At 41.5% G+C, this 16,094-nt stretch carries 13 protein-coding genes and 1 pseudogene; 1 reads left to right on the top strand and 13 read right to left on the bottom strand.

The annotated features are described in order from the left end of the window. Nucleotides 1–163 precede the first annotated feature (163 nt). From E4T79_RS03080 to E4T79_RS03035, 10 genes and pseudogenes are all read right to left on the bottom strand, one after another. Nucleotides 164–1,051 (bottom strand): shikimate dehydrogenase, encoded by an 888-nt coding sequence (locus E4T79_RS03080; RefSeq protein WP_135027584.1) that lies wholly within the window; start codon nucleotides 1,049–1,051, stop codon nucleotides 164–166. A gap of 174 nt (nucleotides 1,052–1,225) precedes the next feature. Next, entirely contained in the window at nucleotides 1,226–2,434 is a 1,209-nt protein-coding gene (locus E4T79_RS03075; RefSeq protein ID WP_135027580.1) for an MFS transporter, read from the bottom strand. 589 nt (nucleotides 2,435–3,023) lie between these two features. Continuing rightward, nucleotides 3,024–3,824, bottom strand: a complete 801-nt coding sequence (locus E4T79_RS03070; RefSeq protein ID WP_135027577.1) for an ABC transporter ATP-binding protein — start codon at nucleotides 3,822–3,824, stop codon at nucleotides 3,024–3,026. Nucleotides 3,825–3,837: 13 nt separating this feature from the next. Beyond that, nucleotides 3,838–4,734, bottom strand: a complete 897-nt coding sequence (locus E4T79_RS03065; protein WP_135027574.1) for an ABC transporter permease — start codon at nucleotides 4,732–4,734, stop codon at nucleotides 3,838–3,840. A 77-nt stretch (nucleotides 4,735–4,811) separates the two neighbouring features. Beyond that, nucleotides 4,812–5,786, bottom strand: coding sequence for an ABC transporter substrate-binding protein (locus tag E4T79_RS03060; RefSeq protein ID WP_135027571.1), 975 nt, complete (start codon nucleotides 5,784–5,786; stop codon nucleotides 4,812–4,814). 15 nt (nucleotides 5,787–5,801) lie between these two features. Beyond that, nucleotides 5,802–6,773 (bottom strand): ABC transporter substrate-binding protein, encoded by a 972-nt coding sequence (locus tag E4T79_RS03055; RefSeq protein ID WP_135027568.1) that lies wholly within the window; start codon nucleotides 6,771–6,773, stop codon nucleotides 5,802–5,804. Between the two features lie 1,093 nt (nucleotides 6,774–7,866). Then, a complete protein-coding gene (locus tag E4T79_RS03050) occupies nucleotides 7,867–8,205 on the bottom strand; it encodes a YlbF/YmcA family competence regulator (RefSeq protein ID WP_135027565.1) in 339 nt (112 codons plus the stop codon). A gap of 295 nt (nucleotides 8,206–8,500) precedes the next feature. Further along, complete coding sequence (gene aroC, locus E4T79_RS03045; protein WP_135027562.1) at nucleotides 8,501–9,667, bottom strand: chorismate synthase; 1,167 nt, start codon at nucleotides 9,665–9,667, stop codon at nucleotides 8,501–8,503. Then, nucleotides 9,668–10,342 (bottom strand): annotated as a pseudogene (gene aroD, locus E4T79_RS03040) (type I 3-dehydroquinate dehydratase). It lies immediately after the preceding gene. After that, entirely contained in the window at nucleotides 10,339–11,502 is a 1,164-nt protein-coding gene (locus tag E4T79_RS03035) for a class I SAM-dependent rRNA methyltransferase (protein ID WP_135027559.1), read from the bottom strand. The pseudogene aroD and the gene E4T79_RS03035 overlap by 4 nt, the downstream one beginning before the upstream one ends. Before the next feature lie 125 nt (nucleotides 11,503–11,627). On the opposite strand from E4T79_RS03035, the gene E4T79_RS03030 reads away from it, so the two are divergent. Further along, a complete protein-coding gene (locus E4T79_RS03030) occupies nucleotides 11,628–13,805 on the top strand; it encodes an LTA synthase family protein (RefSeq protein ID WP_280643153.1) in 2,178 nt (725 codons plus the stop codon). 244 nt (nucleotides 13,806–14,049) lie between these two features. Here E4T79_RS03030 and E4T79_RS03025 read toward each other — a convergent pair whose 3' ends face one another. The 3 genes from E4T79_RS03025 to E4T79_RS03015 form a co-directional block, all read right to left on the bottom strand. Next, nucleotides 14,050–14,211, bottom strand: coding sequence for a hypothetical protein (locus tag E4T79_RS03025; RefSeq protein ID WP_135027556.1), 162 nt, complete (start codon nucleotides 14,209–14,211; stop codon nucleotides 14,050–14,052). A 308-nt stretch (nucleotides 14,212–14,519) separates the two neighbouring features. Beyond that, on the bottom strand, nucleotides 14,520–15,833 hold the full coding sequence (gene obgE, locus E4T79_RS03020; protein WP_135027552.1) for a GTPase ObgE: 1,314 nt from the start codon (nucleotides 15,831–15,833) through the stop codon (nucleotides 14,520–14,522). Between the two features lie 72 nt (nucleotides 15,834–15,905). Continuing rightward, nucleotides 15,906–16,031 (bottom strand): DUF4044 domain-containing protein, encoded by a 126-nt coding sequence (locus E4T79_RS03015; RefSeq protein ID WP_075104770.1) that lies wholly within the window; start codon nucleotides 16,029–16,031, stop codon nucleotides 15,906–15,908. Between the last annotated feature and the right edge of the window lie 63 nt (nucleotides 16,032–16,094).

Raw genomic sequence — 16,094 nt, 5'->3', positions numbered from 1 at the left:
AGTTTCGCAATGTAAAATCAAGCCTTAACCCGTGACTGGCATCATCGCTGTAAAGCAAAGCAAAAAATGAAAAGAACTTAATCCTGTCCAAGATAGAACTAAATCCTTACAATCATTGTTTTTTACCTTTTGAGCAGCTCATGTCACGAGCAAGTATGGGCGATTACTGCACCTCATCTCCAAAGAAGAGTTGACGGATATCATCAACCGGCATATCTCTTCCTGTATGGAGTTTAAAGGCCTCTGCTCCTTGATACATCATCATACCGATACCGTTGATAGCTTTTTTAGCGCCGTGTTCTTTAGCAAAGCGAAGCAGTTCTGTTTCTGCAGGGCTGTAGATGACATCAAAAACGACCAAGTCTGGACGAATGACAGCTGGATCATGAATCAATTTTTGACCTTCCAAGGGCTTCATACCTACACCAGTCGCATTGATAAAGATGGAGCTTTCTGCAATGGAGTGATAGAGGGCCTCTGTTTCTTTCAAATCCTGCAAGCTTGCTCTTGTTTCAGTACGAGTGTTTAATTTCTCAACTGTTTTTTCAGCATGCTCATAGTGGTGGTCCTTGATATTGAAGATACGGACTTCTTTTGCACCGTCAAGCCCTAGCTGAATAGCAATTGCTGTCCCAGCTCCACCAGCACCTGCCAAGGTGATGATTTGGTCTTTAACACCAACACCCTCTGCTGCTAATGCACGAACTGCTCCTGTACCATCTGTACAGTGACCAACCAAGTGCCCTTTGCCATCTTTATTGACAACTGTATTGACCGCTCCGACCAACTCTGCTGTCGGTGATAATTCGTCCAAGTAGGGAATGATAGCCTGTTTATTGGGCATGGAAATATTTGATCCACGAATACCTAAGGCACGAATACCTTGCACAGCATCTGCTAATTCTTCCTTTCCCACTTCAAAAGCTAAGTAAGCATAGTCTAGACCCAATTTGGCATAAGCCTCATTGTGCATTTTAGGAGAAAGACTGTGACGGATTGGAGTAGCAAGTAAGCTAACTAATAAGGTGTGTCCTGACAAACGTTCTGGCATGCAAGCACCTCTTTCTATTCTGTGTGAAAATTTGTTTGCTATAGTCATTTAGTTTATATTTTTAGTACTTCGTTCACTCATCTTGCTGTACCATTGAGAAAAGTTACACTTTTCTTATCTGTCACTTGAAATAGTTATCAACTATTTCAACTACCTGCGACTCCTTGCCTAGTACTAAAAATAAACGAAACGGCTATAACGCTTCTGTACAATAACTAAACAGACGGAGCCTAGAAAGGCTAAACCAATAATCAAGATGAAAACATTATTTAAATGGTGTTCTGCTAAAATCCCTGTCAAATAAGGGATTCCCATAACTGCAATAGAGGTTGCCAGCGAATAGTAACTCGTAATCAAGCCCCGCTTGAATGGGAAAAATTCGAGCAAGATTGCAAGACCTAACTGCCAGATACCTCCTGCTGCAAAAAAGCCGACTATAAAGGTTGAAAGCATGACCGTATAAAGATTGGGCATGACGATCATTAACCAAAGGGCAAGTCCTGTCAACGTGGTACAACAGTTCATGAACATGGGGACATTGATTCCACGATGAACAATGAAAGATGTGAAAAAAACGGAAATAAAAGAGAAGATACTATAAGCACTCACCAAAACTAGGCTATCTGATTCTGCCATTCCAATCGCCTGCTGGGCAAAGGAGGGAATCCAAGTGATATAGGTATTAAAGAGAGAAACAGACACGAAAGAAAAGACCAGTAAGGCAACGAGTTCTACTTTAACATTTGACTGTTTATGACAAACTGTACAATGAGCTTCAACACTAGCAGCTTGCACCTTAACTTCTGGCTTTTTCTCGACCGCTGGAAAGGGGACTTTAAGAGAAACCACTAAATTTAAGAGCAAGCAAATTGCTGACACGATAAAGGTCCAACCGAAATAATGACCATTTCTTAAAATGAAGCTTGTAATGATTGGAAACAGAAATTGTCCCATAGAGATAAAGGCCTTGTTTAAGACACTCAAAGCACTATTATTATTGCGGTTTTCAAAGGCTTCAATAACAACTGGATAGGTGCTAGTATCCAAAAAAGCATTCCCAAATCCAGCAAAAATCGAGATGATAAAGGCTACAATGTAATTCGAAGCAAGGAGCAGACCGAGGAAGAAAATGATATAGGACACAATCCCAAACAGTACTGCACGTCTACGTCCTAGCCCATCAGAAATCACTCCAGCAGCATTGATGCTTAAAATGCGTCCGAGTCCAATCGCACTGATGACGAGCGTAATCTGACTGATACTTGCTCCCCAGTTTTCACGTAAGATAGACATATTTTGCGACACAATAATGGTCGCTATCCCTTGAAAAATGTAGTTCACATACAAACTACTAATGGTCGGTATATATTTATTTTTATACATGGAAATCCTACTACCTCTTTCCGTTCAAATCAGTATGATAGTCATTTCGTTTATCTTTTATGACTTCGCTCACTTTGCCGTACTCTCGTACAGCCTGCAGCTCCTTGCCTAGTACTAAAAGCGAACCAAAAGACTATATAGTCATTTAGTTTATATTTTTAGTACTTCGTTAACTCGTCTTGCTGTACCATTGAGAAAAGTTACACTTTTCTTATCTGTCACTTGAAATAGTTATCAACTATTTCAACTACCTGCGACTCCTTGCCTAGTACTAAAAATAAACGAAACGGCTATATAAAGACAAATTCTCCTACTTTTTAAATGATAATGATTGTAAGTAGAAACACCAATAGGTCTTCTCATTGAGGCTTCTGCTTTTATAGTCTACCTTTAACTATACACATCTCATCACTTGCAAACGTGCGCTATTGTTGTAGGCATGCTATTGTAATACTATTCACAAGGAGCGATATAGATAGAAGTTGTGACACTTTTATCACAACTTCTATTGAATCTAGACTCTTATTTATGATGTAGCTGATACATCACTAGCGGAAAAAGTAATAGTTAATAGATTTCAACAAGCCCTTTACAACATCATCTCATCGTCTGTTAATGTTTGTCCGCTGTTTTTTTGGAAGAGATCCATGAGATTTTGGACAGTCAAATTAGCTTTTTCTTCAGCGCGTACATCAACGATAATGCGACCTTGATGAAGCATGATGAGGCGATTTCCATATTCAATCGCATTTTCCATATTGTGAGTAATCATCAGAGCCGTCAACTTATCTTTCTCAACGATTTTTTTAGTGAGCTTCATCACCATATCGCTGGTCTTTGGATCAAGGGCAGCTGTATGCTCGTCCAATAGCAAGACTTTCGGTTTGACTAGTGAAGCCATGAGTAAGGTCAAAGCCTGGCGCTGTCCACCTGATAAGAATTGCGTATCCACCTTCATCCTATTTTCAAGTCCTAAGCCTAATTCTTTCAAAGCTTCTTTGAAAATCTTGCGCTCGCTGTCTTTCACTCCCCAGCTCAGACCCCGAGAAAGACCTCGGCGATAGGCAACTGCCATATTTTCTTCAATGGTCAAGCGAGAGGCTGTCCCCATTTTGGGATCTTGGAAAACACGGCTGATTTCACGTGCCCGCTTTGCTGCTGGAACATTCTTAATCGACTTTCCTTCTAGGAAAATATCTCCCGAATCCACGGTTAAAGTACCAGCTAAACTGTTCATCAAGGTTGATTTACCCGCACCATTTCCTCCAATGATAGAGATAAAATCTCCTTCTTGAACATCTAAATTCATACCTCTCAATACATGGTTTTCATTAATCGTACCTGCTTCGAAGGTCTTATGAATCTCTTGAATTGATAAAATTGTTGTCATTTTCTAATCCCTCCTAAGCTGATTTTTCTGATACATTTGGCCTGCGAATCTGCAATTTTTTCTGCAATTCTGGTACAAAGAGTACAAGGGCAAGCAGGGTCGCAGAGAATAATTTCACCAAATCTGCATCCATACCAGGAATCTCAAGGATTGCTAGGATGATCAATCGATAGATAACAGCACCTAAAACGACAGAGCACAGACGCCAACCAATACGAAGATTGCGCAAGATGACTTCTGCGATGATAACAGAAGCAAGACCGATAACAATAGTTCCTGTCCCAGAATTCAAATCTGCATAGCCATTGTTCTGTGTCAAGAGAGCGCCACAAAGCGCAATCAAGCCATTGGACAACATATAACCATAAATCTTCATCTTATTAACATTGATTCCATTCGCCTCACTCATCGGGATATTATCCCCTGTTGAACGAAGAGCTAGGCCAATCTGGGTATTTAGTAATAGGGTCAACAAGGCAATCACAAGCACGACGAAAATCACACCGATTAGCAGAACTGCATAGGTTTTGGTCAAGCCCATTTTCTGCAACTGGGTCACTAGGGTTTGCTGGCGTAAGAGCGCTACATTGGCCTTACCAAGAATTTTCAAGTTAATAGAGTACAAGCCCGTCAAAGTGACAATCCCTGTCAGCAGCGCCGGAATTTTCATCTTTGTATGGAGCAAGCCTGAAATAAGACCCGCAAACATGCCTCCCATGAAAGCGAGCAGGGTGGCAAGTAGAGGATTCATGCCATTGACAATCCCTGTGGCACAAATTGCTGCTCCCATAGGATAAGCCCCCTCTGCTGTCAAATCAGCAATATCTAAAATACGAAATGTTAAATAAACTCCAATCGCCATGATAGACCACAATAGTCCCTGCGATATACTTGATAATATAAGATCCACGATGTTCTCCTTTGATAGGGGAGTCAGTTTCTTTTATCCTACTCCCTTGCTTGATAATTTCATTTAATGTGACTAGCTCAGTTTGATACGGATAGTTTAGATGTATCAATTCCTAGTTTTTTAGCTATTTCTTCATTGACATGTAGGTCAACGGTTGCTGGGGATTCGACTGCCGTTTGGGCTGGATCTGCTCCCTCTATAATCCTAATCGCCATCTTAGCTGTCTGACGACCTAAAGCTTCGTAATTTGTACCATAGGTCAATAAGCCTCCCTCATCGACCATATCTGTCGACCCGCCGACAACTGGTACCTTGTACTGAACGGACAGTTCACCAATCATGGTCATGGTTGACGCAACGGTATTATCTGTTGGAATGAAAACCGCATCGACCGATTTCATCAAACTGGTTGCTGCATCTTGTACTTCATTCGTATTAGAAATACCTTTCACTATTACTTTATAACCTGCTTTTTCAAGCAAGGGTTTTGCTTCTTCTACTTGAACTTCTGAGTTTCGTTCGCTAGTTGTATACAAGATGCCAACTGTTTTCGCATTGGGCACAGCCTGCCCTAACAAGTCAATCTGCTTATCGATTGGCGCTTGATCGCTCGTTCCTGTCAACATGCCACCTGGCTCCTTGATAGAGCTGACCAAGTCAGCAGACAATGGATCTGTTACTGCCGTGAAAAGAATCGGTGTATCGGTTGAAATAGTCGCTAAACTTTGAGCAGCAGGTGTGGCAATGGCTAAGATAATATCATTATTTCCGACTAATTGCTCTGAAATCGTTTGGAGATTAGCTTGTTCTCCTTGAGCATTTTGGTAGTCAAGGATGATTTTTTCACCCTCCTTATAACCATTTTCTGCCAACTCAGTCTCAAATCCTTTACGAGCAGCGGATAAAGAGTCATGCTCCATGTACTGTAAAATACCTACTTTTACTGTATCACTGCTATTTTTCTTACTATCTGAAGAGGAACAAGCTACAAGAGTAAGGGCACTAAGACCGATGATAGACACATTTAGCAAATATTTTCCGATTTTATTCATATATTTTCTCCTACATTATTGTTCTAATTCTTTAATCATTTCTGGATCAATCCCAACTGCTTTGGCCATTTCTTCATTGACTGCAATAGCTGCTGTTTCAGGTGTTTTCACTGCTAAATCTGCTGGTTTCTCACCTTTTAAGATGCTCACCGCTAACTCACCAGCCTGCATACCAATAGCATGAAAATCTACTCCGTATGTAAAGAGTGTAGCTTCTAAGACTGCTTCATCACTTCCTATGGCTGGAACTTTGGCTTTCAATAAGACATCTCCAATGGTAGAAGCAGTTGAAGCAACCGTATTGTCTAGTGGAAGATAGATTGCATCCACCTGTCCTGCTAATGAAGTAATAGCTTGTTGAACATCATTAGTAGATGTAACGGTTTTAACAACGACCTTTAAGCCCTTTTCTTCTAGCAACTTCTTTGCTTCCTTAGCTTGGACTTCTGAATTTATCTCACTTGAGTTATGGAAAATACCGATGGTTTTCGCTGTTGGCACAACTTTTAATAATTTTTCAATCTGACCAGCAACATCTGTCGAATCTGTTGTTCCGGTCATATTTCCTCCTGGTCTTTTCAATGAATCCACCAAACCTGCAGCAACTGGATCAGATACCGCTGTAAAGAGAGAGGCAGTTTCATTGTCAGCACTCAATAAAGCCTGAGCAGCAGGTGTGGCAATGGCAAAGTTTACATCATTTTTTCCGGCTAATTGCTCAACCATTGTCTGCAGGTTTGCCTGATCCCCTTGAGCATTTTGGTAATCAACAACCAGATTTTTCCCTTCCGTGTATCCAGCCTTATCCAGAGCTTCTAGGAAACCTTTACGAGCTGATGATAGGGCATCGTGTTCTGCGTACTGGATAATTCCTATTTTCACATTTTCATCATCTGATGATGCTGATTTGTCGCCTGAGCTACAAGCAACGAGTGCTAGTGTTGAAAGAACGGCTACTGAACCTGTAAAAAACTGTTTAAACCCCATAATCGAAATCTCCTTTATAAATAAAATAGTAACAATAAATCGTCTCCCTAGCAGGTGCTAAAAAGGATAACCTTAGGAAAATGAACGAAGCCTCTTCTATTTCTGACCTCCAGTAAGTTAGGCGTCCCCTCCCTACTTTGGAACCTGTATTCACGACTCACGACTTCCATTCAAGGATCCTTTTTCGCCCATCAAGCTGTATGCTATCAAGGAACGACTAGCGTGGAAAGTTCAAGCTGGAACGAATACAAGTTTTTACCCTATCATCTTTTCCTTTGCTTTAGTGCTAAACAACGAGCAACTGTCTATACCAGAATACGGTAAAGCGAGTGAACGAAGCAATAAAAGATAAATAAAAGGACTATAAACTAGACGATACATCGTAAATAGAAAGACCAGGACTATAAAAACAGGACCGTTTTAGCTACATCTAAACGGTCCCTCAATTCAAACTGTAAAATGAAAACAGACTGACTTGACATGCCATCTAGATGTATCATCTATGTAGGCATCGTCAAAACTACCACAGCCACATAGATACAAACGTAACGTTCCCGTGTTTGTATCCATGTTAACCATGTCTACAAACACTATCTAAAATAGCTGTAGAAATATGTATGATTGGTTGATGTTAGTTGACAACTCAATAACATATCGTAGTTCTCCTGTTCTTATTTCTTTTAGGTTATTAAAATAATAAAATATTTTTATCCAATTGTCAAGAATTTTTATACGTAAATTTTCAGATTTTTTCAATTTTTTTGAACATTGCAACAAACGATATGGAAGAAACATCATACTTTCTATTTTGGTACTTGCTAAGCTAGTGGAACATCCCTCATCTTCTCTTACATCCCTCAACAGAAAACGAGCGATTGCACCCTCGCTCCACTTTGATGCCTAAAATCTTAAAAATGCTCCTCTTGGAAGTGGAAACACAAGTATCCAATCTCATATGTAAAAGCCAGACAGAGGTGGAGGAGGAAGAGGATTGTCCAGTCCTCTCTCCTCTATTTTCAACACCAACACTCTGCCCTATCTATCCTAAAAAGAGGTCTATGACATCATGACATTATTGACCTCTCCATTTTTCTTATATTAATTCCTTTAAAGGTTTAAAAATGATTTTCTCTAAATCTGCGATATAAACTGAAAGTTGCTGTTGCTTGCTGAAGTATTCTGTCAAGAGAGGATTGCCCTGGATTTTTTTATTAAAGTCCTCCAAGCGCTCCTGCAAGTCAAGACCCGGCATTTGACCCGCCTGCAACTGTTCTTGAACCTCATGTTGGAAAGAAAGGTAGCTTTCCAACAATTCTTTTGCATCTTTATCTGAATCAAGCGAAGCTTTCATTGCTTCAACTGCCTTGTATTCCGGTAATTGACGAATACTGCGTTCCAATTCGTTTGCAATATCGTAGATATTTTGTGCCATAATAATCTCCTAATCTATGAAAACCTGGTAGCTAGTCTGCATACGAAACATTCCCTCAGCAGGCACCAAATCTTCTTTATTTTTAAACGTAATTTGTATAGTTTTTTAGTTTACTTTTAGTACTAGGCAACGAGCTGCAGGCTGTACTAGAGTACGGCAAAGCGAGGTAACGAAGTAATAAAAGATAAACATACAATGCTATCACTATCCGCCCGATAATCCTCGTGGCTATGGATGGTGACGACTGAAATCCCCAGCAGTAAGCCCAAAATTGTAAAAGAGGTCTTGTCATCTCTTAAAATTCTTTTACAAATAGTCGGTGTTGCTCCACTGCTTCTTTGAGTTCCTCCATATTGTCCGCTGGGAATTTCTCCAGAATTTCAATTGCAAGAACTGTTGCTACGACCGCTTCCATAACAACTCCTGCCGCAGGTAGTGCCGTTGGATCCGACCGTTCTACAGTTGCCTTGTAAGGTTCATGAGTATCAATATCAACAGACATTAAGGGTTTGTAGAGGGTTGGAATCGGCTTCATTACCCCGCGGACCACAATCGGCTCACCATTCGTCATACCGCCCTCAAAGCCGCCGAGATGATTGCTTGCTCTACGGTATCCTGTCTCTTTGGACCAGATGATTTCATCCATGACCTGGCTACCTTTACAGTAGCCTGCCTGAAATCCTAGACCAAATTCTACTCCCTTAAAGGCATTGATGGACACAACTGCTTGGGCGAGCTTGGCATCCAGTTTGCGATCCCATTGAACATAAGACCCTAGACCTACTGGAACACCGCCGACAATGGTCTCAACAACACCACCGATGGTATCTCCATTTCGTTTTACTTGATCAATGTAGTCTTTGATTTCTTTCTCACGTTCTGGATTGACAATCGATACCTCTGATTGGCTGGCTCGTAGCTGAATTTCTTCCACTGTCAACCCCTCAGGGATATCGATTTCTTTGCCGCCAAAGACAACTACATGATTGGCAAGTTTGATATTTAACTCCTCCAACAAGCGCTTGGCAACAGCACCCACTGCCACCCTCATCGTGGTTTCCCTCGCACTTGAACGCTCCAAGGAATTACGCAAATCATCAAAACGATATTTGATTCCTCCGACCAAGTCAGCATGACCTGGTCGAGGATGCTTGATTCTCCGCTTGCTCTTGAGACTATCGTCAATGTCTTCAACCGCCATAATATCCAACCATTTTTGATGATCCTTATTTAGCACATGAAGCGTCATTGGAGCCCCTGTGGTCTTACCATGACGTACACCAGATGTGATAGCAACTTGGTCTGTTTCAATCTGCATTCTAGCACCACGACCGTACCCACCTTGACGGCGTTTCAAGTCGCGATCAATATCTGCCACTGTGAGACCTAATCCCGCTGGTAGACCTTCGATAATTGCTGTTAAACGCGGTCCGTGAGACTCACCTGCTGTTAAATAACGCATCTATTCCTCCAATACAGCTAAGATTTTCTGCACATTGGCTAGAGACATTTGACCCGGTGCACTCGCCTCATCGAGACTTGCAAAGGTCCAACAAGAACCTGTTAGCCCCCCTGCGACACGGGATAATTTCCCCAAAGCTCCCATGGAGATAGTCGCATAGGACTGCTCTGCATTGAGCGTTTTGAATCCACGCGTGTAATTCATGACATTCAAAACATCTTACTCGCTCTCTGCCATTACAGCCATCTTGACTACAGCAGGAGATAGGCTGGTTAATTCCGACATGATTTCCATATAATTTTCAGGTGTTTTTTCGAAATTATGGTAGCTTAAAACCAGATTTGGAAACTCCAACATTTGATCAAACACTTCCTTATGTGAATAATATTCAAAATCGATAAATTCAGGCTGGTAGAGGTTGGCGATTTCCTTTAATAAATAAATATATTCTTCATTTGTCAAATCAATATGGCCACCTTCACGGCTTGTCCTCAAGGTAAAGATCACTTCACGACCAACAAACTTTTCAAACACAGCTGGCGCAACCGTTAAAATTTCTTCCTTTGGAAGAAAATCAGCTCGCCACTCAATCAAATCGACCCCTGCTAATCTATCTAAATCGATATTGGCAACATCCTCGAGACTACGAGGCATGACTGGTACTACTATTTTCATTTTTTTACCTGTATTGTAAAGACCTTGAGGTAATTACTACTTTCATCTTTTTGGTTGGACACAAAATCACTCGGAAGGCGATAGGTCTCAAGATAGCGGTGCTTACAGCCACCGAATCCCTTTTCAATTTCTTTTTTAAATGCTTCAAGAGAAACATTTGATGCATTGGTAGACGCAATCAGAATCCCTTCTGCATTCAGAATATCAAGCGATTGGGCAATCAGTCGATGATAATCCTTGGCTACTGAAAACGTCTGCTTTTTATTGCGCGCAAAACTCGGCGGATCAAGAACAATGATATCATATGAAAGCCCTTTTCGTTTGGCATATTTAAAATACTCAAAGACATCCATCACAAGAAAACGGTGGTTGTCAACAGCAAGGGCATTCACTTTAAAATGCGCTTCTGATAATTCTTTTGAACGTTTCGCCAAGTCGACAGAAGTTGTCTGACTAGCTCCACCCATGGCAGCAGCTACCGAGAAAGCCGCTGTATACGAAAACATATTCAGGAGAGTTTTCCCAGCTGCGAGCCCATCGACTAAGGATCCTCTAACCTCGTGCTGGTCTAGAAAAATCCCTGTCATCAAGCCCACATTTAAAAAAACCTGATAGGCAACGCCATTTTCACGAACAGTGAATGTGGCAGGTGCCTCCTCACCATAGAGATGGGCAGATTCATAGCCTGCTCCCTTAAAGCGAATTTTTTCATAAGCTCCTTGAATATCTGGATAAATAGTCCGAAAAGCACGAATCATCTCCTCTTTCTTGGAGTAAACATATTCATTATACCATGAAAAGACCGCATAATCATTATAGCGGTCAATGGTAATACCGCCAAAGCCATCACCATCTTGATTAAATAAACGATAGGCCGTCGTTGTATCAGACGCTTCAAAAGCACGACGTTTCGCTCTGGCTGTACCAAATAAGTGTTGGAAAAAAGCTTGATTGACGGGTACTTTTTCTCTGGAAATCAACCAACCAATCCCCTTATTCTGGGAAGAAAGATAGGCTTGTCCTAAAAAACTTCCATGTTGACTCACCAGTTGGACCAAGGTGTTGGCTAGTCCAAGCTGAGGAAAATCACGTGCGTCAAGGACATGGATTCCTTGCTTCATTTTTCGTTCTACAATGGGACTTACTGTCAATTCTTTCATAACTTAATTATAACAAATTTCGCAGTATATCTCAAAAAACTTCTCTAATGAAAGAATATTTTAAAAATATGATATAATGGACTAAGATTTTTTGAAGTATACAATTACTAGAAAGGAAGCTTCTTGTGAACAAAAATCGTTACCTGTTATCAAAAATCTTACGTTCTAGAATTGGCTTTATTCTCATTTTGGTCATGCTCTACTGGGTGAAGACACTATGGGCTTACCTCATTGACTTTAATTTAGATACCAAAGGTTTTTATCAGAATTTTATTCTCTTTATCAATCCACTTCCTGTTGGTCTCCTCTTTATCGGTCTTGCCCTCTACATCAAATCGACCAAGTGGTTTTATCGAATCGCAGGATTTCTCTACTTCTTGTTATTTTTATGGCTCTTTTCAAATACCCTCTACTTTAGAGAATTTTCTGATTACATCTCGATTTCCACCATGATGGCCAGTTCAAGCGTCGCAGCTGGTTTATTACAAACAACCGTTAAAGCTCTGAGAATCTGGGATTTAATCTATTTCTTAGATTTTATTGGAGCAATCTATTTCTATTTCAAGAAAAAAATCCCTGTCGATTCACATCCCTTTAATAAGCGGTCTAGCTTTGCAGTCACGGCTCTTTCTTGCTTGCTCTTTTCCATCAATCTCTTCCTTGCAGAAATTGACCGTCCTGAACTATTGTCACGCGGCTTTTCAAACACTTATATCGTCCGTGCTTTGGGGCTCCCCTCTTTCCTAGGCTATAACGCCTACCAAACCTATAACGTCCACAAGGATCGGTCTGAGGCATCAGCAGGGGACCTAGCTCCTGTCGAGCAATATGTCCAAGAACACTACGCCCAGCCCAATAATGAATACTTTGGTATGGCAAAAGGGCGAAATGTCATCTATCTGCATTTGGAAAGTTTACAGCAGTTTATCATTGATTATAAGCTAAATGTCGACGGAAAAGACTATGAAGTGACACCTTTTCTAAACTCTCTCTATCACTCCAATTCCACCTTTGCCTTTTCTAACTTCTTCAACCAAGTAAAAGCTGGTAAAACGTCCGATGCAGAGACCATGATTGAAACCTCCCTCTTTGGGCTCAATCAAGGATCTTTCATGGTACAGTATGGGGGTAGTAACACTCAGCAAGCAGCACCCCATATCCTCGCTCAAGAAGCAGGCTATATATCAGCTGTTTTTCACGGAAATGCTGCTGGTTTCTGGAATCGGAACAACACCTATAAACAGTGGGGATACAATTACTTTTTTGATAAATCCTATTTCACAGAAACTACTGCAGAAAATTCCTTTGAATATGGCTTAAATGACAAGGTCATGCTGGCCGATTCAATCCAATACTTCGAACACCTACAACAGCCTTTTTACACCAAGTTTATTACTGTTTCAAACCATTATCCCTATACTACAAGCCTCACAGGTGATGAAATGGGATTTCCACTAGCCGATACCAAGGATGAAACAATCAACGGCTACTTTGCTACTGCTAATTACTTAGATGCTTCTATCAAGGCTTTCTTTGATTATTTGAAAGCTACTGGTCTATATGAAAAATCTATCATTGTCCTTTACGGAGACCACTATGGAATCTCTAATTCCCGCAATCCTAGCCTTGCCCCCTTACTCGGTGCTAATCCTGAAACTTGGTCAGACTATGACAATGCTATGCTCCAACGGGTTCCCTATATGATTGTTGTTCCTGGAATGAACAAGGGACGAATCATTGATACTTTCGGTGGGGAAATTGATGCCCTACCTACCTTAGAGCATCTCCTGGGGATTGATTCTAAAAAATACCTCCAGGTCGGTCAAGACCTCTTATCAAAAGAGAACCAGCAGATTGTCGCACTTCGTACCCCAGGTAACTTCATTACTCCAGAGTACACCAGCTATGCTGGCAAACTCTACAATACCCCAACAGGAGAAGAAATTACCAATCCCGATGAGGGCACGCTCAAAAAAGTCGAAGACATTCGTACACGTGTCAAAAACCAACTGGCTGCTAGTGATGCTATCCAGACTGGTGACCTTCTTCGCTTCCTAGATAATGGTCTACCGACTGTAAGAACCAAGGACTTCTCCTATATCGACTCTCTCAAGGCACAGCTGACTATTGAGAAAGAATTAGGAGACAAGTCAACAAGTCTCTATAGTCAAAACAATGATACATCAACCCGTGACCTGTTCCAAGCACCAACCTATCGCACCCTGCATGAAGCAATCCCAAACTCAAGCACAGGCGAAGAGGCACCAACGACTAGTTCAACATCTAGTGAGAAAAAAGAATAAAGACCGCGCTTTGCGTGGTCTTTATTCTTCTGTCTAAAACCGTCATTTAGTATAGCTTTTATAGCCGATTTTTAGTACTAGGCAATGAGTCGCAGGTAGTACTGAGTACAGCCTGCAGCTTCCTACTACTAAAAGCAAACTAAAAGACTGTATTTAATCTCTATAAACATCAAAATCTGCCTAACCTTGGACTAAATGCTCCAAAAGGTGATACAACGTGACACCTATAGGAACCCCCTCTTGTTTATTCTTCGGTTTGCTGTTGCAATTTTTCACGCTCCAAGCGAAACTTACGATTTGGATTGAGTTTATTAAAGAGTTCCTCTAGTTTTTCAGCATTCCAAATATCAGCCGCTGAAACAAAGTTCCCGTCCTTGTCCCTATACGATATCGGTTTATCTCCCATACTAAAACCTCCTATTTTCTTTAGATGACAATACTCCTCTACCTATTTACATCTCTATTCCATAGTCGCTATCCCTTACAGCCGATCCTCTATCCAGTCAATAGTATTAGTGAAGTTGGTCATCTGGTATCGTGGAAAAAATCATCACCGCTTCAACAACAATCACAAGCGTTGGTGACGACACACAGACCAGACAGGCGATACCACTGACTGGTCGAAGTAACATGGTGCTGGACTGGACAAGCTAGACACGTTACTAAGCAGGACGCCATAGCGGCTACAGTCCTTGACTTGATATGCTTTCAATGTCAATCCACAAATTCAAATTCAAATGTACCGATGCGGACGATGTCCCCATCTTTGGCGCCACGGGTACGTAGGGCTTCATCCACACCCATGCCACGTAATTGGCGAGCGAATTTCATAACAGATTCGTCACGATCAAAGTTGGTCATCGTAAAGAGTTTTTCTAATTTTTCGCCAGATAAAATCCAGCTAGCATCGTCTGCACGATGAATGTCAAAGTCTGGCTTATCTGGATTAAAGCCATAGTAAGCTTCTTCGACTTCAAAGTCTGATTCATCGTACAAGAGGAATTCTGGTGTCTTATCAAGCAAGTCAGCAGTCGCTTCTAGCAGATTTTCCAGACCTTGGTGCGCTAGTCCAGAAATAGGGAAGATTTGTGGTAGTTCATCAAATTCATCGTAGCTAGTCGCTAACTTTTTCTTAAATTCACGAAGATTTTCTTCTGCACCTGGCATATCCATTTTATTAGCTACAATAATCTGCGGACGTTCCATCAAACGAAGATTGTAGGTTTCAAGCTCATGATTGATAGCAAGGTAGTCTTCATAAGGATCCCGCCCTTCGCTGGCAGACATATCAAGCACGTGTAGGATTACCCGTGTCCGTTCGATGTGGCGAAGAAACTGGGTTCCAAGTCCCACGCCTTGGCTAGCTCCCTCAATCAATCCCGGTAAATCTGCGACTGCAAAAGATTCCCCTGATTTGGTACGAACCATTCCAAGATTTGGAACAATGGTTGTAAAGTGGTAAGCACCAATTTTCGGTTTCGCTGCGGTAATCACACTGAGCAAGGTTGATTTTCCAACGGAGGGAAAACCAACCAAGCCCACATCTGCCAAGACTTTTAATTCCAATTCGAGATGACGTTCTTCACCAGGCTCACCGTTTTCCGAAATTTCAGGTGCAGGATTTTTCGGTGTCGCAAAACGGATATTCCCACGACCACCACGACCACCATGAGCCACGATAAATTCTTGGCCATGCTCAACCAAGTCAGTAATGAGCTTGCCTGTTTCTGCATCGCGGATAGTTGTTCCCTGCGGTACACGGACAACTAAATTTTCTGCTCCACGACCGTGCATGCCCTTGGTCATACCTTTCTCACCAGAAGCTGCCTTAAATTGGCGATTATAGCGAAAATCCATAAGAGTACGCAAGCCCTCATCTACGACAAAAACTACATCTCCACCGCGGCCTCCGTCTCCTCCCCACGGTCCACCATTGGGCACGTACTTCTCACGACGAAACGCTACCATACCGTCTCCACCCTTACCAGCCTTGACCTTAATCTTAGCTGTATCTAAAAACATACTCATCTTCTTACCTATTTCTTCCTATTCATTCACGTCATAAAAGAGGGGCTAGAGGAATCCTCCCAGCCCCGCTGATTACATAATGGCACTAATGGCTGGCAAAATCAATCCAGCTAGGGTCGCCAAAACCATCACAACTACAACGATAAGCGTTATTTTCTCGAATGTATTTTTCTTGTGTTGTTCTTCTCCAAATGCCATGACCTCTCCTTTTTATGACTATTCTTTCAATTTTACCCCTTATTCTATCATGAATTGGGGAAT

The sequence above is a fragment of the Streptococcus sp. LYSM12 genome, from assembly GCF_004569635.1.
GTDB lineage: Bacteria > Bacillota > Bacilli > Lactobacillales > Streptococcaceae > Streptococcus.
Note: the sequence above shows the minus strand (reverse complement) of the source record. Positions and strands in the feature narration are given on the sequence as shown.